At 43.3% G+C, this 18132-nt stretch carries 15 protein-coding genes; 6 read left to right on the top strand and 9 right to left on the bottom strand.

Annotated features, from left to right (window positions below; all coding sequences use genetic code 11):
• The first annotated feature begins 16 nt into the window (after positions 1-16).
• Positions 17-358, top strand: coding sequence for a hypothetical protein (locus ACED20_RS19895; protein WP_294237446.1), 342 nt, complete (start codon positions 17-19; stop codon positions 356-358).
• A 294-nt stretch (positions 359-652) separates the two neighbouring features.
• A complete protein-coding gene (locus ACED20_RS19890) occupies positions 653-1087 on the top strand; it encodes a cold shock domain-containing protein (protein WP_294201849.1) in 435 nt (144 codons plus the stop codon).
• A gap of 38 nt (positions 1088-1125) precedes the next feature.
• On the opposite strand, the gene ACED20_RS19885 is transcribed toward ACED20_RS19890, so the two are convergent.
• The 9 genes from ACED20_RS19885 to ACED20_RS19845 all read right to left on the bottom strand — a co-directional run bounded on the left by ACED20_RS19885 (position 1126) and on the right by ACED20_RS19845 (position 8295).
• Positions 1126-2208, bottom strand: a complete 1083-nt coding sequence (locus tag ACED20_RS19885) for a DNA polymerase beta superfamily protein (RefSeq protein ID WP_378106484.1) — start codon at positions 2206-2208, stop codon at positions 1126-1128.
• On the bottom strand, positions 2198-2983 hold the full coding sequence (locus ACED20_RS19880) for a hypothetical protein (RefSeq protein WP_378106482.1): 786 nt from the start codon (positions 2981-2983) through the stop codon (positions 2198-2200). The genes ACED20_RS19885 and ACED20_RS19880 overlap by 11 nt, the downstream gene beginning before the upstream one ends.
• A gap of 135 nt (positions 2984-3118) precedes the next feature.
• Positions 3119-3829, bottom strand: a complete 711-nt coding sequence (locus ACED20_RS19875) for a hypothetical protein (protein WP_378106480.1) — start codon at positions 3827-3829, stop codon at positions 3119-3121.
• A gap of 7 nt (positions 3830-3836) precedes the next feature.
• Positions 3837-4772 (bottom strand): hypothetical protein, encoded by a 936-nt coding sequence (locus tag ACED20_RS19870; RefSeq protein ID WP_294331425.1) that lies wholly within the window; start codon positions 4770-4772, stop codon positions 3837-3839.
• 9 nt (positions 4773-4781) lie between these two features.
• Complete coding sequence (locus ACED20_RS19865) at positions 4782-5543, bottom strand: tRNA(His) guanylyltransferase Thg1 family protein (RefSeq protein ID WP_378106478.1); 762 nt, start codon at positions 5541-5543, stop codon at positions 4782-4784.
• Positions 5533-5967, bottom strand: coding sequence for an AAA family ATPase (locus tag ACED20_RS19860; protein ID WP_378106476.1), 435 nt, complete (start codon positions 5965-5967; stop codon positions 5533-5535). Before ACED20_RS19860 ends, ACED20_RS19865 begins: the two co-directional genes overlap by 11 nt.
• Before the next feature lie 189 nt (positions 5968-6156).
• Complete coding sequence (locus ACED20_RS19855; protein WP_378106474.1) at positions 6157-6891, bottom strand: ATP-grasp domain-containing protein; 735 nt, start codon at positions 6889-6891, stop codon at positions 6157-6159.
• Complete coding sequence (locus ACED20_RS19850) at positions 6888-7529, bottom strand: hypothetical protein (RefSeq protein ID WP_294294209.1); 642 nt, start codon at positions 7527-7529, stop codon at positions 6888-6890. Before ACED20_RS19850 ends, ACED20_RS19855 begins: the two co-directional genes overlap by 4 nt.
• A gap of 16 nt (positions 7530-7545) precedes the next feature.
• Positions 7546-8295 carry a nucleotidyltransferase domain-containing protein gene (locus ACED20_RS19845; RefSeq protein ID WP_294294207.1) on the bottom strand — a complete coding sequence of 250 codons (750 nt, stop codon included), beginning with the start codon at positions 8293-8295 and terminating at the stop codon, positions 7546-7548.
• A 210-nt stretch (positions 8296-8505) separates the two neighbouring features.
• Here ACED20_RS19845 and ACED20_RS19840 point away from each other — a divergent pair, with 210 nt between their 5' ends.
• From ACED20_RS19840 to ACED20_RS19825, 4 genes are all read left to right on the top strand, one after another.
• A complete protein-coding gene (locus ACED20_RS19840) occupies positions 8506-11259 on the top strand; it encodes a fibronectin type III domain-containing protein (protein WP_294331415.1) in 2754 nt (917 codons plus the stop codon).
• 400 nt (positions 11260-11659) lie between these two features.
• Positions 11660-12331: a hypothetical protein gene (locus ACED20_RS19835; protein ID WP_378106470.1), complete on the top strand. Its 672-nt coding sequence runs from the start codon at positions 11660-11662 to the stop codon at positions 12329-12331.
• Between the two features lie 1054 nt (positions 12332-13385).
• A complete protein-coding gene (locus tag ACED20_RS19830; protein ID WP_378106468.1) occupies positions 13386-15884 on the top strand; it encodes a PIG-L family deacetylase in 2499 nt (832 codons plus the stop codon).
• Between the two features lie 100 nt (positions 15885-15984).
• Entirely contained in the window at positions 15985-17667 is a 1683-nt protein-coding gene (locus ACED20_RS19825) for a sodium:solute symporter (RefSeq protein ID WP_378106466.1), read from the top strand.
• Positions 17668-18132: the final 465 nt, after the last annotated feature.

The raw sequence follows: 18132 nt of genomic DNA, 5'->3' as shown, positions 1-18132 counted from the left end.
GATCAAAAACTATCATATGACTAAAAGAGAACAATACGGGTTAGAATTTTATAAGTTAAGTTCTGATGGTATCACAGGTTATAATTGTCGTTGTAAAGACGGGATTGTAGACCATAATAACAGTCTGCAGTTTTTATCTTGTTTAGATCGTGCCGGAACAGAACTTCTTTTACAGGAAATTAATACATTCCTCGATACGGATGAGCCTTACAGGTCAATTTATGAATCAATGGTACTGGAGCATAATGATCTGGATATAGAATATCCGGATTTCAGAATTGACAAATTGCCTTATACCTTTCCTTTGGCCGATATAAAAGATTTGCTACAGGAGTGGCTTGATTTTTTGAAAGCTTAAAATAAATTGAATTTCAGGGATTTGAAATCAAGGTTGCTTGCATGGTACGTTTTTTTTTCCTATCTTTGTTTACTTATTAAAAGAAATCTCTGTCTTTACTTCTGTGACCGTTAAGAATACTTATTCACTTCCGCTTCACATCTGCCTTTCAGAAAGGCAATCACATTAATAAAAGCACTCAGAAAACCTTTAATAGGACGCGATCAAAACCTGATTTTGAAAAATAACAGGCAGACAATATATCTTTGTCATGAGCGTTAAAATTAAATCGTAATATAAAATTCAGTACAATATATGGCAGATTCTTTCTCTAAAAAAGAAAATTTCAAAAAAAAACAGCAAAAACAAAAAGAAAAAGCTTTACGCCGTGAAGAGCGTAAAGAAAATAACGACAAAGGCAAAAGCTTCGACGACATGATTATGTATGTGGATGCGAACGGGCAACTGACCTCTACACCGCCGGATCGTGATGAAAAAGAAGAAATCGATATCAACGACATTCAGCTGGGCGCTGCTCCGATTGAAGCTGAAGAAACTGTTAAAAAAGGAATCGTTACTTTCCTCAGTGAAAAGGGATACGGTTTCATTACGGAAGATAAAACGAAAGAGAACATCTTCTTCCACAACAACAACTGCATCGACCAGGTGAAAAAAGGAAACAAAGTTTCTTTTGAAAAGGAAAAATCCCCGAAAGGATTTTCTGCTATGGAGATCAGACTGGTAAAATAAGATACCCCTCAAGATAAAATAAAGCTTCGGAAGAAGCTTTATTTGTTTTTATACAGTTCCTCTCTAATCTCCACCAATAGTTTTGTGGTTTTTGCCGTGTCCGGAAATTCGGGAAGGGCAGAAACCGAATGATGGTATTCAATAGAGCGGATAAGGCCTTCTGCTTTTTTCATAACGGCTTCATACGGCCAATTCCCGGCTTTAATGTCCAGCAGTTCATCCCGGTTGTCCACCCGGATGTTCAGGGAACCGGTTTTAAAGATCTGTTCGCAGGACTGCAGCAGGCGGATGGTGTGCATCATGTTCTTGCTGTCATAATTCTGTCCGTGATTTTGGTTCACATTGTAGCGGTCTTCGTTCCGCTCCGAAACCCATTTCCAGTATTCCCGGTAATCTTTACAGTAGGTGGAGTAGGCATCCAGATTGCAGAACAGGTACGCCAACGGTCTTTCTCCTTTCGGGACCGATGAAACGGAAACCTGATTGGCTTCTTCGTGCCGGATGATCCCTTTATACCCTAAGCTTCCCGATTCATCATAAAACAGCGCAAACATCCCTTTCGTATGTTCGATGCTTACCAGTCCGCATTTTTCCTGTGTAAGACCGTACTGTCCATTGTAGGGAAATTCCCGCAGCCATTGTTGAAGCGGAACCGAGCCCTGGTCCTGCAAAACATAGCAGAAATCCAAAACCGACTTTCTTTCCTTCTCCATCGGATTCAGTATTTTCTTATTAAGTCCTTTGGCTTTTTTGATCTGCGAAATAGCATATCCTGCAAACGTATCTTTACAGAGCTTCGACAGGAAATCTTCGGGTTTCAGCAGGTCCATCAGCGGGTGTTTCTGAAGAATACAGTCTGCCGGACTCGCCAGGACTTCCAGGATATTCGGGTTGTTCTTCTGTAATAATTCCACCAGCCTCCCAATCTCGTAATAAGTAATGTCATTCGTTTCATTGGAAACCTGCGGCACGTAATTCAGTCCGAAAAAATCTTCTTTCGGCAGATAATATACGCCCCGGATATCCGTATCGGAATTCTCCGTTGCCAGCCCGAAAGCCCGGCTGCCGGAGATGGCTTCGAGGAGGATGAGGTTTTGGGATTTAAGATCTTCAATATTCATTTAAATTTTTTATAATCTCAAAATTTTCAAATCTTAGTTTTTGAGTCTTGTTTTTAATATATTTTTTTTCTCTTATAACTTTAGTGATCATTGTTCCGGATAAAATACCATTGATAATGAGATAGTTTTCATCGTCAATTGGAATGGCTACACTGAAACATTTATTAATTTCATAATTTAAATCTTTCAAACATCTGTTGAGAAAATTAAAGTTTTCTGTACCAGAAATAAATTTACTTTCCAATAAGGAGAATTTATTTTGCGCAGAATTAATCATCTCCTGTAATCTTTCTGAATTTTCATCCGGGTAAATTTTGAAATAGGTTTTGGCAACACTTTTTATAAATTCCGGTGTATAGAAAAGTTTATATCTTTTTAAATTTCTTATTGCCAAATAAATTGGATCTTCTGAATCACTTTTTATATGAGCATATTTGACTTTAATGGATTCAGGGATTACAATTCCATATTCAGATTCCAGATATTCACAATGTTTCAGAAAATGATTTTCTTCTTTATAAATTACTTTTATTTCACCTGTGGCAATCTCCTTCTGAATACTGGTAAAAAAAGGATTATTGCCTTCCTGCCAGATTCCATTTTTGAAGATCAATGAAAAGTATTTATATTCTTGACTATTTTCAGCATTAAAACTGATGTGAAGACTGTCTCTCTCCTCGGGTGCATAATCAAAATCAAAAATGTTTCCTTCATTTAATTTTAAACTTATGTTTTCTACCGAGATTCCGTTTTGAAAATCATCTACAGGCATCATCACCTTTCCGCGTCTTAAGGATTCCCGGGAACCGTAATACCGGTAAAGAGTCCAGATGTAAATATTCTTGATCTCTGCAATATCTCCTTCAATACAGGTGCAGAACTTGAGTTCTGTGTTTGGTGTGCACATAATTCAATCTAATAAATAAGGTGAAAAATCAATTCCTTGGATACATCCAATAATTGGCAAAACATTATCGCCGTTCATCGTCACTTCATACAAAGTACATGTAAGTTGAGATATTCTTTGATGCCAACTTTTCTGGTATTCTTTCTCAATTCTTTGCAAATTAATTAAACAATGCAGTCCGCCATTGGTTTTGATAAAGGTGAGACAATCACTATTGATGCAATCTGAAATATCCGATCTGAATTTTTCGATTGCCTGCTGATGGTTTTCAATCCTGAAATCAATATCCAGATCAAAAAATATTTTTCTAGAGGTGGTCGTCTGAATCATATTTAAAGCCAGTGTATGCGGGTGAATAGCTTGGTCACCCCGGATCAGCTTTTCAGATATTTCTTTCATCAGAAATAAAGAAGCTTTATGCAGGTCTCTTGGATTGGGCGTAATATAAACGGCAAGATTATCCTGCGAAACAACGGTGTTTCCGGATTCATACACTCCTAAAGGAAGTTCAAGCTGCCTGATTTTCTGAAACAATCTTTCTTTCGTTGAGGTAAAGCGTTTCAATTGTGCTTTATCTGCATGTAGGCCTGTCACAGGATTATATTTTTTTCTGGCCAAAAGTGTCACATAATATTGTTCATTAGGCAGTAAATCCGGAAGCCATTCGATAAACTGTTTGAGTTTTTCTTCATTAAATATAATTTTATAATTCATCTGGTTTTTAATTTTGTTTGTGGAATTCTACTGTTTTATCTATCCATTCCAGTATGATGTCTTCAAGTACTTCTAAATTCTTAAGTTCGGAGTCTTGTTTTCCAGTCCATGACAGAATGCCTGCTTTATAAATTTTATTTTCGATTTTAAAAATGAAATGGGTTTGTGGCATATCTAAGATTGCGCCTCCTCCATAATAACCGAATGTTTTATTTTCATGAATTACTTTCAATAGTTGGAGTATAATTTTCTCAGGAACCTGTCCCTGCATTACAAAATCTAAAGTTCTGCCGGTCATTTCAGAAAACTCATTGGAACGAACATGGAGAAAATAATCAAAATCATAATCAATCAATAAACTACAACTTCGGACCCTTAAATCTTTTCGTAAACCATCAAATTTATCAAAGTGAAATTGATAGCTGCTATCTGCCAGGTTATAGGTGGGTAAACCATACTTTCTTTTTTCATAACCATTTTCATCCTTTTCCCGATTTTTATATGAATAAAATAATATCTTATATCCTATTTGGGATACAATAAAATCTTCATCAAAATTTTTTCCATGAGAGATAATGAAGGTTTCCTTTTCCCAGGAATATTCTTTCGTTTTCACATTCCACTGATCTTTCGTGAATATAAATTCGATCCAGTAATATGATGAAAATTTTTTAAAATTTAAAAGAAATACATCCCTGTGCTGCGGAGTAAAATCAATACTTCTGAAAAAATTGCTTTTTGTGAATTCATTGAATAAATCTTTTATTTTACCTGAAATTTTTTCAATGTTAGAACTGTTTCTAAAAATTCTTTCCCATGGAAAATGAACTCCGATGATGGTAGAACTACTGCTTTCAGAATTCGGACAATAGCGTTTTATAGCCCAATTGAAATCCGTTTCAGTTTCCGCAGAATTAATCGTAATAATATGTCCTTTTTCCATGGTTCCGGTTTAAATGGATTCTAAAATTTCCTTCAAAAATAGTCTATATTCCCCACGCATCCCCAATTCCTTCTCCACAAAAAGCTCCTTCCTCACACAATCCACCGTTTCACTCGTCATCGGATTGAAGCCCGGCTTTATAATTTCTTTATTATAAATGCCGACGCCGCGTTTCTGCCATGCCGGAAGGGTATTGTAATTGATGCCGTACTGAAACAGCAGTTCGTTTTTTTCGGCCTGGGGCATTTTTTCGATCTTTCCGGTGGCCTGTTTTGCGGTAAAGCCGTTATTCCGTAAGGTCCAGTAGCAATAGGCGGAAAGGGAATTGCGGTGGGCATCTTCCTGCCGCCAGTAGAAATAATCTAGCAGCATATCAAGGTTAGGGATGGCGATGGTACGGCAGTCGAAGACACAGACTTCCTGAAACTGCAGGCTGAAAAAGGCACTGGCTTCACCGGCCAGCACGGAGTTCAGTTTGCTGGTTTTCCTGCTGAAGGTCTGGTCGTCTTTACCGATCAACAAAGAAATCTCATCGCTTTGGGTGTAACCGTAAATCACCTTAAAACCGGTATTAAAAAGGTGCCTGGTGGTATCAATCATCACCCGGCCAAATTTTTCATCAAACGGTTTATCCAACGTAAGCTTTTCTTTGGTCAGCTTCGTGAAGCCTTTTCCGTCCAGCCGTACGACAATATAATTTCCGGGGAGGATATACTGTTCCGAAAGGCTTTCGTTTTTGCGCATGACCGCTTCTATTTCTTCAAATTTCATAAGGGCTGATTTCAAAAATGTTATTGACGATCTTTACGTTGAACAGTTTATCAAAGCCTTCCTCAAATGCTGGCTTTTCCAGGTCTTTGTACTTGGCTTTGATCCCGATTTCATTGATGGAATCTTTCCTGTTCTTATTCCGTTCCAGGCAGTCCTGAACAGGGCTTTCAAAAAAGTATCCTATGATTTGATACCGGTTCTGTTTTGCGGACTCAATGTACTTCTTCCGGCTTTCCCTGGTGACATTCGTATTGTCGATCACCATTTTCGACTGGGTTTCAAATGCGTACTGCATCAGTTTGTGTTCTTTGTTCCGGGTGTTCAGCAGGTCCATGCTGATCCGGAGGTGCGAATTGAAAAAAAGCTCCTTATAGAAGGAACTTTTCCCGCTGGCCGGGATCCCGGTGAAGATGATCATTTCCATAATTTAAAATGAATTAGAAGTTAAGTCACTTATTTTCATTTGTTTATTGAATTAAAGGCTGGGATTCAGATCAGTGAATCAGGACTTAAATAAAGTTTTTATTGGTCAGTAACAAACATTTAAATAATACCTTCGATCCTAATAATGACAAGAAAAACTTCCCACATCCGGCTTCCCTCTTCCAGCCTGTTAATTATTTTTAATACAACTCTCCACAATCACTTCCAGAGCGATCTCCGCATCACAGGCATACAGCCCCGAGCACCAGGCCGGATTCGCCTCGATTAAGGCCCAGCCTTTTCCCGTGATGATCCCGAAATCAAGCACAATGGCTTTCGGCAGCGTTTCCGCATACCGCTCCATAAACCGGTTGAAAAATGCGAACAGTTCCTGCTGCTCGGTTCCTGCAAGCGGATTGGTATCATAAACATCATTCCGCCAGTAGGAAGAGAATGTTTTTATTTTCCCATTTAGGACAAAGCACCGCACTTCCAGTTCCCATTCCACCACTTCCGAAGTAAAGACGGTCATTTCCGGATCCAGAGAGTCAAAGCCTTTGATGTCGGTGACTTTATCGAAAACCCCGGCTTTAAAGCTTTTGAAGTCCGAACATTTGATGAACAAAGGCTCTTGATGCACAACATCTTTCAGCTGCCCGTAAGAAATTTTCCGTTTGGTAAATTCTTCCAAGATTATTGAAAGCCAGTGATTATCAGGTTTTGTTAAAGTGAGGTTACATTGTTCCGCCACGATCTCCGCATAGATGTCTTCACCGTACACGGCCACAACCGCTGTCCGGAATTCTTCCGGGACATTCCATTGACCGTTGAAGCGGTTCAGTTCATAAGAAGAACCGATGGAGGCTTTTTTCAGGATGTTGCTGTCGTCCGTATACATCGGAGAAAGGGCGACGAGTTTTTTCATTGTATTACGTCTTTTGTGGTTAATTGGTTAATAAGGTCATAGCGGTTCCGTTTGGAAATGCTGTCAATGTCTGCACTCCAGATATCCTGAAAACAGGTCGCATGGACGAGATTGATTTCATTCTTCCACATCAGGTTGTATTTATCGGAGCAATGCGGTAAAAAATCATATCCCGACAGGCATGCTGAGAATTCCTTTATATCGGTAATCTCATGGCTGTAAGCGGGGAGATTTTTATAATACCGGTGTTTTTCAAAAAAAGCCTGCTGCCCGATAAAGGTATCGAATCTTTCGAAATAATAATAAAAATCATGCGAATGGCAACCGCAGTCCCTAACGGCAATTTCCCCGTTTTCAGCGATGTATAAACCGTTATTGACCGGAAATAAGGTCTGGCCCTTCCATTCGTAGGTATTTACAGTCTTCCTTTCCCTGATCTGCTCAGGCGTAAAAATATGAATAACGGTATCCTGAAAATACAGGCCGGCAAAAGTTTTCTGAAATCTCAGGATTTCGGAGGAATCTTCAAGATGATATATTTTTAAATGGTCTTCCAGTAAATCAAGATCTATCGCGAAATCTTTGTTTTTGCCAACTTTTTCAATAAACTGCAATGCGGGTTCAGACAGCGGTTTCATATTTTTTGGGTTTCATTTATAAAGCTACTATTTCCCGGAATACTTTTTCCATTTTATTTTTATCCGCATTCCCCCCTTTCAGGCCTTTTGCTTTTTCATCGGTATCTTTAATCATGGTTTCCAGGAACCCGAAAAGCTCATGGTCGTTCGGGTGATGATAAGATTCCCCTTTGGTGGCTTTTAAAGCGACCAAATTTTCTATTTTCTCACGGGTAGAATCATCGACCAATACCAGCAGTTCACAGAACAGTACCGGCGGAACAGTTCCTTTTTCCAAGATCCATTTTCCGGTGAGTGCCGTGCGGAGGAGATAAAAATAAGATTTCAGCTTCACTTCATCGCCGCGGCAAGCTTCGAGGTATTTTTTGCTCATGCTCAGGTAATGGTAGAAAACCGCTACCGGCGAAAAGCATTCATCGGCCAGAGGCTTGAACAGGTCATAAAATCTTTCATTCTTTACATAAACGATCGGGGAGTAGAACCAGCTGAGCAAAGCGGCATTCGACTTCAACAGTAGATGAAAAGTCTTCCGCAAATCCCATCCGGACCCGTCCAGATCATCTTCCGTTATGAATTCGATGGTTTCGTCTTTGTCCCAGGGAGAAAGGTACCAGTCTTTTTCGTGACGGTAGATAAAGCGGATGTCGTAATCGCTGTCGGGTGAGGCAACCCCCCAGGCCCGGCTCCCGGATTCTACGGCCAGAAGGATTTCTATGTCGCGTTTCTCTTCTATTTCCTTTAGCTTTTCCAGTATTTTCGGTGTCATTGTTTTTTAATTTATGGGACAAAGTAAAAGATGGTGTGCGCAATGTTTTTACGCAGGCTGCTTTCAGGGAATATTGAACGTCAGCGGAAGGAATCAGATTACCGCTGGATGCCGGTAAAAATTATTAAGCATTATTTAACAGACCGGTAACGGCGGCGTAATATCAAGGATTTAGATTTGGCCATTCAAATTGAATCCTAAAATTAATTTATGAAAAATTATTTACTGCTGTTCTTTTGCCTGGTTGCCGTCCTCTCTTACGGGCAGGAACCGGTGCCGTATTTACAGAATCCTACCCCGAATTCGATGATTGTAAACTGGAAGACGTCTTCCAATAACGAAACAACCGTTTATTACGGTACGTCACCAGCCAACCTGAATGTAACGGTGACGGGAACCACCAATATCTTTTCCGATACCGGGTATACCAATAACTATTATTACCATACTGCGAAGGTGAACAGCCTTCAGCCTAACACCAAGTATTATTACAAAATCAAAACGGGGACCTTCGAATCTCCGGTGTACAATTTCCGGACCCTTCCGCTTCCGGGGCAGGCGGCTACTGCAGACGGAAAAATAAGGTTCCTGATCATGGGCGACAACCAGCTGAAAAACGAACCCCGTTATGATTCCCTTAATTATCATGCCTACCGGAAAATCAAACAGCGGTTCGGAACAACGGCTGACCCATCCGATCATGTTGCGCTCACTTTCATGGTGGGCGATCAGGTGGACGTCGGCACACTGGATCATTATGAAAATGTCCATTTCAAGAAAAACAGGAAACTTTCGCCTTATCTTCCCATCCAGACCACTGTGGGAAACCATGAAACCTACGGAACTTTAGGAATGAGTTCTTACTATGCGCATTTCTACATCGACGAGCTGAGCTACAAAAATATCACTTCCGGAAATGAAAATTACTATGCACAACAGGCGGGGAACGTCCTGTTCGTGAGTTTAAGCTCGGAACATACCGGTGCTGCACAGCAGATGTGGCTGCAGCAGATTCTGGATGCTGCTTCTACGGACAACACCGTTCAGTGGATCATTTCCCTGAGTCACCGCCCTTACCAGGCGGAGCAGTACGTAGGCGACATTTCAACATGGGTGAGAAATACGGCCGTACCGATGCTTACCGCGTCCGACAAATACCTGATGCACATCGGCGCCCATCACCATCTGTACCATCGGGGCCAGCTTAAAAATTCGCCGAATTACCAGATCATTTCCGGAGGAACGGCCTGGGACCAGTATTGGGGAATGTCCAATGAGCAGGATTTTGACGACGTACAGAAAACACTGACGGACTGGACCTACCAGATCATCGAAATAGATGTCACTAATGGCAAGGCAGATGTCGAAAGCTACTCGATAGGAAGTATTTACCAACAGAAAAACAGTGTGCTGGTGGACAGTTTCCACCGGTATAAAAATCTGGCAAAACCGGCAAAGCCATCCGTTACGAATGTTTTTACAACGCCTGTCACTCTGCCCCTGACATTAAACGGAAGCACATTTGCCACCGCTACTCCGGAGCTTCTGAACACCAGCCAGTTCCTCATCAGCAAAACCCCGGACTTTTCGGTAATCGATAAAGAATTCTACAGGGATTTCGAAAACTGGTTCGGGAAGGAAGGCACGGGAAATCCGGACGTTACGAAAAACCTCAACGCCGGCGTGGATATTACCAAAGCAACGCTTGCGGCCAACTCGGTCACCAATGGTACTTATTATGTAAAATTACGGTACAGGGACCGGAACCTGGAGTGGAGCGACTGGAGCGATGTGAAACAGTTTGAGATCACGGGAAGTGTGGTATCGAATCCTGCACTGGTTCTAAACAAAACCGAATATCTTCAAAACGAACCAATCCTCGCGACCTATACGGACGGGCCGGGAAACCAGCAGGACTGGATCGGAATTTATAAAAAAGGCCAGACTCCCGCTTCCGTAACGTCACAGGCTTATAAATACACGAACGGCCAAACGTCAGGGACTGCAAATTTCAATACCGGATTGGCTGCAAAAGGGCAATATTTCGCAGGCTTCTTTGCCAACAACGGCTATATCGAAATTACCGGCAGGAAAAGTTTCTATGTCGGACCGAAAGTCGTTCTGCAGGTCACCGCAGATTCTTATCCCGTCGGAGGAACGGTGACGATCAATTATTCCAACGGACCCAATCTTGTCAAAGACTGGATCGGGATTTACAAAATGGGCCAGGTTCCCGGATCGGCAAACCCGTCAGCGATGTGGAGCTACGTAACCACTGCCGCAGGAACAAAAAATTTTACGGGCTTACCGAAAGGGTACTATTATGCAACGTACCTTTTGGAAGACGGCTATACCCAGATCGGGGAGAAGGTTTTCTTTAAAGTAGGCGATATCGTAACGGACCTCTGGATCAACAAGCCGGTGTATACACTTGGAGAAAACATTACGGCATCCTGGACGGATTCTCCCGGGATCGTCAAAGACTGGCTGGGCATTTATCCGCAGAGTGTGCAGACCCCGAACGACCAGTTTACCTCATACACTTATTTTGACGGGCTCACGCAGGGCTCAAAAACAATCAGTGGAAATGTGAACGGCGTTCCAACCGCTGCCGGAAATTATTACATGGTGATGTTTACCAATGATTCCTACACGGAAGTTTCGAACCGGGTATCCTTCCAGGTGGTAAGCAGTACCCTCGGCACGGGAGAATCCCAGAGCAGCACCGAGAAGAATGTCATCCTGTATCCGAATCCTGCGAAGCCAGGGCAGCCGACTTTTATCAGAAGCGATTACCCCATTGAAAAAATCCAGCTTCTATCCGCTACGGGACAGCTGCTGTACGAGACCAAAAACATCAATAACCAGAAATTCTCCCTGCTGAATGAAAATTTACCTAAAGGGGTGTATTTCGTTAAGGTACATACCCGGAAACTGTTTACATTAAAACTTATTGTAGAATAAAAATTTCCCTTAATCCATTGAAAATCCAATTTGCTATCTGCAAATTGGATTTTTATTTCATAAAAAATGACAAGCTAATCTGGGTTTTATGGTCGATGCGGGAACTGTAACTTCCTTAAAAAGTAAAGATCAGGCCGGATGCAGCGTTTCAAACATTCATTATTTGAACCTGCCGGCGTGGTGAAAAAGTCATTAATCTGCCGGTCAGATGATGATTCAGTGATGGAAAAGGGGCAATTAAAATTGTAAGCTTTAAAAAAAAACAGGGACTGAAAATTTAAATCAATTCCCTATCTTTAAAGAAATGAATCCGCAACCTGCAATATAATTGCAAATGTTTAAGAAGGGCCGGGTCTGCCGGTGCATTCCGTAAGCTGCCTGTCATCATAAATGAAGAATTATGCCGATTACCCAGTTACCTCCGGACGGAGGGATGTTGTATAAAGAAACCGATATGGCCCAGCTGTTTCCCGAGCCGTTGAATGCCATCACGGCTGTACTGTTTTTAGCCCTGGCCATTTTCTGGACGATAAAGCTGAAAGGTCATTTTAAGGAAAATCCCTTTTTGACCTACTGCCTGGCTTTATTATACATCGGGGCCATTGGCGGAACGGTTTATCATTCTTTCAGGCAGTGGCCGGTATTCATTATGATGGACTGGCTGCCGATCATGCTGCTGTGCTTATCCGCCGGATTTTATTTTGTCGCCCGGAGCACCCGGTGGTATTATGCCGCTCTGACGCTTGTTATGTATATGATCCTGATGTATGCTTTGAGAAACTGGATCCTGATTGATCATCCTTCTCTTTTTATCAACGTCAACTACGCGATCATGGCTTCCTTTGTCCTTTTCTCGGTATTGAGCTATTTGATCTATACCCGTTGGAAAGCCGGAAGATGGGTAGGCTTCGCTTTGTTATCCTTTGTGCTGGCTCTGACCTTCCGTATCGCCGATAAGTGGGAATGGATCCGTTTTGGGACCCACTTTTTATGGCATACGTTCGGGGCGATTGCGGCATTTTGTATGTTTAATTATATCTTTCTTACGCGGGATAGGGTTAAAAAAGTATAGTTGGTTTTTGTCTGTAAAATATAGGTTTCCGGCTTCCAGCTGATAATCAGGATTATGAATCGTGAATGCTTTAAATGCAGAGGCATAATGACTGCGCATAATGGTAAGCGGACAAAGGCAGATGAATCCGCTTCGCAAAACANGTTGGTTTTTGTCTGTAAAATATAGGTTTCCGGCTTCCAGCTGATAATCAGGATTATGAATCGTGAATGCTTTAAATGCAGAGGCATAATGACTGCGCATAATGGTAAGCGGACAAAGGCAGATGAATCCGCTTCGCAAAACAGCCGCACGCTTCGTCAGATCAGCCTGCTGATCCTTCTTTGCCTCCTTCTTTATTCACTAGAAAAATCAGGCTTTGCGTTAAAATAAGTTTTGGCTGAAGCCGGATTTACATTGCTACAATGATATCGGGCTGAAGCCCGATGCTATTGATACCTGCACGATATGAAGCATAAAGCTTTAAACGCAAAGGTATAATGGCTGCGCATAATCGTAAGTTGGCAAAGGCAGATAAATCTGCGTCGCGAAGCTGCCGCACGCTTCGTCAGATCAGCCTGCTGATCCTTCTTTGCCTCCTTCTGTATTCCCTAGAAAAATCAGGCTTTGCGTTGCCATAAGTTTCGGCTGAAGCCGGATTTACATTGCTACAATGATATCGGGCTGAAGCCCGATGCTATTGATACCAGCACGATATAATCATAAAGCTTTAAACGCAAAGGTATAATGACTGCGCATAATCGTAAGTTGGCAAAGGCAGATAAATCTGCTTCGCGAAGCTGCCGCACGCTTCGTCAGATCAGCCTGCTGATCCTTCTTTGCCTCCTTAGAATGTATGCATCAGGAAAATCAAACTTTGCGTTAAAATAAGTTTTGGCTGAAGCCGGATCTGATATTGCTACAGTGACATCGGGCTAAAGCCCGATGGTATTGATACCTTATACTGGAAAAACCACGATCCGCCGGACAAGGTTGATAATAACGTTATGAATTTTCTCTTTTCCTGCCGGAAAAAGAACGATTTACCTATATTTGCCCCGCAAAGCAAATTAAAATGTTCAAAAGAGGAATCACTGTACTTATCCTTAGTTTTTTAACGGCTTTTTGTCCGGGCCAGCAGGTTCGGCCTTCCAAATCATCAGAAATTTACCGCGAACTCAAAACCCTGAAGCACCTGCCGAAGGTCCTGTACCTGGCGGCGCATCCGGATGATGAAAATACAGGATTGCTCTCGTGGCTGGTCAACGATCAGAACCTGGAAACGGGCTACCTGTCTTTAACCAGAGGCGACGGCGGGCAGAATTTATTGGGCACCGAGCAGGGAGCTGCCTTAGGTTTAATCAGAACGCATGAGCTTTTAGAGGCCAGAAAATTAGACGGTGCCCAACAGTTTTTTACCCGGGCAATCGATTTCGGGTTTTCTAAAAACACCACCGATACTTTTAAGCAATGGGATGAAAACAGCATTACCGCAGATGTGGTCTGGGTGATCCGTAAATTCCGGCCGGATGTGATCATCTGCCGTTTTCCTCCTACGGCCGCGGCAGGCCACGGGCAACATGCGGCTTCGGCGGTTGTGGCGGAAAAAGCCTTTAAATTGGCCGGAGATAAAAACGCTTTCCCGGATCAGCTAAAATATGCCAATGTTTGGCAACCGAAACGCCTGTTGTGGAATACGTTCCTGTTTGGTTCGGTGAATACGACGGCTGAAAATCAACTGAAAATCACCGTCGGACAATATGATGCGCAGCTCGGAATGGGCTACGGCGAACTGGCCGGATTAAGCAGAAGCCTCCACAAAAGCCAGGGGGCAGGAACCCAGTCGGTGGCCGGGATTAAAACCGAATATTTTACGCATGTGGCTGGGGAACCTGCCAAAGCAAGCCTCCTGGATGGCATCGTGAAAACCTGGACCTCCAAAGGAAATTCCGATATCGACCAGGCTTTAGATAAAATTATTTCCGCTTTTAATTTTAACAATCCGGACCGTAGCTTGCCGGCTTTGCTGGCTTTGCGGAAAAAGGTAATGGCATCAAAGGATCCTGAACTGAAGAAAGATAAAATCAAATCGCTGGACCAAATCATTCTGAGCTGTGCCGGGTTTATGGGCGAGGCGGTAACCAACCAGCCTGAAGCCGTTGCCGGAGACCCATACAATTTTAAATTAAACCTGATTTCAAGAGCTGAAAATCCCGTTGTTTTGGAAAACGTGAAATGGCTGAACCAGTCGGAAAACCTCAACAGAAAATTATCCAAAGATTCTTTAATCACCATCGGGCACGAAATAAAGATTCCTGCCGATGCGGCGCTTACGGAACCGTACTGGCTGGCCAAACCGGCAGTAAATGCGGCCACTTTCTCCGTTCCGAATGATACATTGATCGGTTTGCCCGAAACAGAATCACCGTTGAATGTTCTGCTTGATTTAAAAATCGGTGGAGAAAAGTTTCAGGTGAAGCTTCCTTTATCGTTCAAGAAATTAGACCCGGTGCGCGGTGATGTGGTGGAAGCTTTGCGCATTGTTCCGGCCCTGGAGTTGAAGTTTACCCAACCGCTTTACCTGGTGAAAGAAAATGAAGATTTAAAGGTAAGCTTAAATATTAAAGTCAATTCCAACAAAGCATTCGGCAACGGTAAGCTGAACCTGATGTACAACGGAGAACGTTTAGGCGGTGCGCAGGTCAGTTCGCTCAGCGGAAAAGAGATTACCGTCGACTGCATGATCCCGAAAGCTAAGCTTGCTTCAATACCATCCAACCGTTTGCAGCTGGATGCTGATTATGTTACCGACGGAATCAATTATAACAAAAAACAGGTATTGATCCAATATCCGCATCTGCCTTCCCTGCAATATTTTGCGCCGGCAACGGTGGCGGTGATGAAAGGCGATATCCGGACGACGGTTAAAAAAGTAGGCTACATTCAGGGAGCGGGCGATTTTATTCCCGAGTTCCTGCGTATCGCCGGGATTCAGGTGGATGTCCTGAAAGACGAAGATTTCTATGGCAATCCGGACGGCGGAAATGGAAGCCAAAACAAATTATCGCAGTATGATGCCATCGTCCTGGGAATCCGGGCCAACAATACGGAGAAAAAGCTGGGCCGGTGGATGCCTTTTTTATGGGCTTATGTAAAAGCCGGAGGGAATCTGGTGATGCAGTACAACACCAACCAGGACGCTACGGTGAGCCAGTTGGGCATGTACAAATTCAACATTGCCAATAAACGGGTGACCGAAGAAAATGCGGTCGTTACCTTTTTAAATCCCAATCACAAGTTGCTGAACTTCCCGAACAGGATTACGGCCGATGATTTCAAAGGCTGGGTGCAGGAGCGCGGGGCCTACTTCCCGGACCAATGGGATGCGGCTTATGAACCGCTTTTTGAAATGCACGATACCGGTGAAGAGCCGCTGCAGGGATCTACGCTGTATGCGAAATACGGAAAGGGGAATTTTATTTATACGCCTTTGGCCTTTTTCAGGCAGCTTCCTGCGGGAAATGCCGGGGCCGCGCGTTTGTTGATGAACTTTTTATCCGCACAAAAAAACTGATGGGCAGGCAACGTGGAAACTGGAACATCTGGTATGTGTTATTGGCCGTTGCGCTGATCGTACAGATTATATTGTACTACTTATTTACTAAATTCTGGGCATGAGCAGTATCGATTGGGCCGTTCTCATTTTTACCTTAGTGGCCGTAGTGGTTTACGGCGTATGGATCGGCCGCGGCCAGAAAAGCAACGCTTCCTACCTGAAAGCAGACAGCAAAATGCCCTGGTACATCGTGCTTTTGGGGATTATGGCGACGCAGGCCAGTGCCATTACCTTTCTTTCGGCGCCGGGCCAGGCGTATACCGACGGGATGCGTTTCGTCCAGTATTACTTCGGCCTTCCGTTGGCGATGATCGTGATTTGCATCACCTTCATCCCGATTTTCCAGCGGCTGAATGTTTATACGGCTTATGAATACCTGGAAAACCGTTTCGATAAAAAAACAAGGGTGCTCACCTCACTGCTGTTCCTTTTTTCAAGGGGTTTGTCCACAGGAATCAGCATTTATGCGCCGAGTATTATCCTGGCGAGCGTTCTCAACTGGAATATTTACCTCACCAATGTTTTAACGGGCGGAATCCTGCTGATTTATACCTACATTGGCGGAGCCAAAGCCATTGCCCATACTCAGAAGCTGCAGTTCCTGATTATCCTGGGAACCATGGCTTTTGCAGGGTATCTGCTGATCCAGGATATGCCGGGCGGCATCGGATTTAAGGATGCGCTTTATCTCGCCGGGAAATCCGGAAAGCTGAATGTGATCACCACCGAATTCGACTGGAAAGACAAGTACAACCTCTGGAGCGGACTGATCGGCGGTTTTTTCCTGGCTCTTTCTTACTTTGGGACGGACCAGAGCCAGGTCGGAAGGTATATTACCGCGAAGGACAATACCAATGCGAAAATGGGCCTGCTGCTGAACGGTTTGGTGAAGATCCCGATGCAGTTTGCCATTCTCCTGATCGGGGCCCTGCTTTTCGCCTTCTTTTCGCTGAAACCGGCACCGGTGTATTTCAACGAACGTTCTTACCAGACCATGAAAGACACCCAGCCTCAACAGGCGGCGGCATTTGAAAAGGAACACCGTTTTTTACAGGCAAAATTCAATGCAGAATCGAAAGAAATTTTAAAGCTGAAGGAAACCCACTCTCCACAGCTTACCCGTGCGGTTCAGGATTTTAAAGACACCCAGGCTGAGGTCAAAGCGCTTCACGGAAAGGTAGAAGAAGCCATCAACCAATCCAACGCCAATGCGGAGAAAACCGATACCAATTATATTTTCCTGTATTTCGTAAAGAATACGCTGCCGATCGGGATGACCGGTCTTCTGTTTGCCGTCATTTTCCTCGCCAGTTGGGGCTCCATTTCGGCTGCGCTGAATTCCCTGGCGGCCTGCTCGTTAAAAGACGTCCACCTGATCTTCAGCAAAGAAACGCCTGATGAGCAGGCCGAACTGAAGTACAGCCGGCTGCACACGCTGGCCTGGGGAATTTTCTCCATCGGCATCGCGATGTTTGCCACGCAGATGGGCTCCCTCATCGAAGCGGTGAATGTATTGGGCTCCCTGTTCTACGGCCCGATCCTGGGGATTTTCCTGGTCGCCTTTTACTTTAAAAAGATCAATGGGGCGAATGTCTTTGTTTCGGCCATCTTATCGGAAATTGCGGTGATTGCCATTTACCAGTTCGATATCGTTTCATTCCTCTGGCTGAACGTGATCGGGGCCGCTGCGGTGATTCTATTTTCTGCCGTCGGGTTGTTGTTTAACAGGAAGCTTGTTTAAATGAAACTGCAAAAGGCTCAAAAGAAGCTTTGACCCATAAGGCACATGAGATTTCTTGGTGGCTGAGCGTAGTCGAAGTCCGCCTATTTTGGAGCACATTAGATTAAAAATCAAAGATTTTTAAATTTCTTATTAAGAACTTAAAATCTCATATTAATTTTCACAGATCATGACGTGGTTTGGGCTCCGCTCAGCCATCGGCTGGCCGTTTCTTACAATAATGGTGAATAATTTTAACACGCTTTTTGTCATTGACTGCGTCGAATCTGTGATTTCCGTAGGAATCTCAACATAGTATTAGAGAATAGTATGGAGATATTTGTCCTCTACTGTGATGAAATCTCCCATGGATTTCCACAGATTTTCACAGATGACGGCGTTTATTTATATTATTAAAGGAATTCGCGAACCTCTTTGAGGTTTTTAAAACTTTTGTCAGAATTCGAACACAAAGCTCACAGAGAA

Origin of the sequence: Chryseobacterium sp. sg2396 (genome assembly GCF_042610505.1) — a bacterium.
Taxonomy (GTDB): Bacteria; Bacteroidota; Bacteroidia; order Flavobacteriales; family Weeksellaceae; genus Chryseobacterium.
The sequence above is the reverse complement of the archived record's forward strand: the minus strand, read 5'-3'. Positions and strand labels throughout refer to the sequence as shown.

Bases quoted from the DNA above. Each gene is read 5' to 3' on its own strand.
- ACED20_RS19895 (WP_294237446.1), top strand. From the start codon at position 17: ATGACTAAAAGAGAACAATACGGGTTAGAATTTTATAAGTTAAGTTCT.
- ACED20_RS19890 (WP_294201849.1), top strand. From the start codon at position 653: ATGGCAGATTCTTTCTCTAAAAAAGAAAATTTCAAAAAAAAACAGCAA.
- ACED20_RS19885 (WP_378106484.1), bottom strand. From the start codon at position 2,208: ATGAATATTGAAGATCTTAAATCCCAAAACCTCATCCTCCTCGAAGCC.
- ACED20_RS19880 (WP_378106482.1), bottom strand. From the start codon at position 2,983: ATGATGCCTGTAGATGATTTTCAAAACGGAATCTCGGTAGAAAACATA.
- ACED20_RS19875 (WP_378106480.1), bottom strand. From the start codon at position 3,829: ATGAATTATAAAATTATATTTAATGAAGAAAAACTCAAACAGTTTATC.
- ACED20_RS19870 (WP_294331425.1), bottom strand. From the start codon at position 4,772: ATGGAAAAAGGACATATTATTACGATTAATTCTGCGGAAACTGAAACG.
- ACED20_RS19865 (WP_378106478.1), bottom strand. From the start codon at position 5,543: ATGAAATTTGAAGAAATAGAAGCGGTCATGCGCAAAAACGAAAGCCTT.
- ACED20_RS19860 (WP_378106476.1), bottom strand. From the start codon at position 5,967: ATGGAAATGATCATCTTCACCGGGATCCCGGCCAGCGGGAAAAGTTCC.
- ACED20_RS19855 (WP_378106474.1), bottom strand. From the start codon at position 6,891: ATGAAAAAACTCGTCGCCCTTTCTCCGATGTATACGGACGACAGCAAC.
- ACED20_RS19850 (WP_294294209.1), bottom strand. From the start codon at position 7,529: ATGAAACCGCTGTCTGAACCCGCATTGCAGTTTATTGAAAAAGTTGGC.
- ACED20_RS19845 (WP_294294207.1), bottom strand. From the start codon at position 8,295: ATGACACCGAAAATACTGGAAAAGCTAAAGGAAATAGAAGAGAAACGC.
- ACED20_RS19840 (WP_294331415.1), top strand. From the start codon at position 8,506: ATGAAAAATTATTTACTGCTGTTCTTTTGCCTGGTTGCCGTCCTCTCT.
- ACED20_RS19835 (WP_378106470.1), top strand. From the start codon at position 11,660: ATGCCGATTACCCAGTTACCTCCGGACGGAGGGATGTTGTATAAAGAA.
- ACED20_RS19830 (WP_378106468.1), top strand. From the start codon at position 13,386: ATGTTCAAAAGAGGAATCACTGTACTTATCCTTAGTTTTTTAACGGCT.
- ACED20_RS19825 (WP_378106466.1), top strand. From the start codon at position 15,985: ATGAGCAGTATCGATTGGGCCGTTCTCATTTTTACCTTAGTGGCCGTA.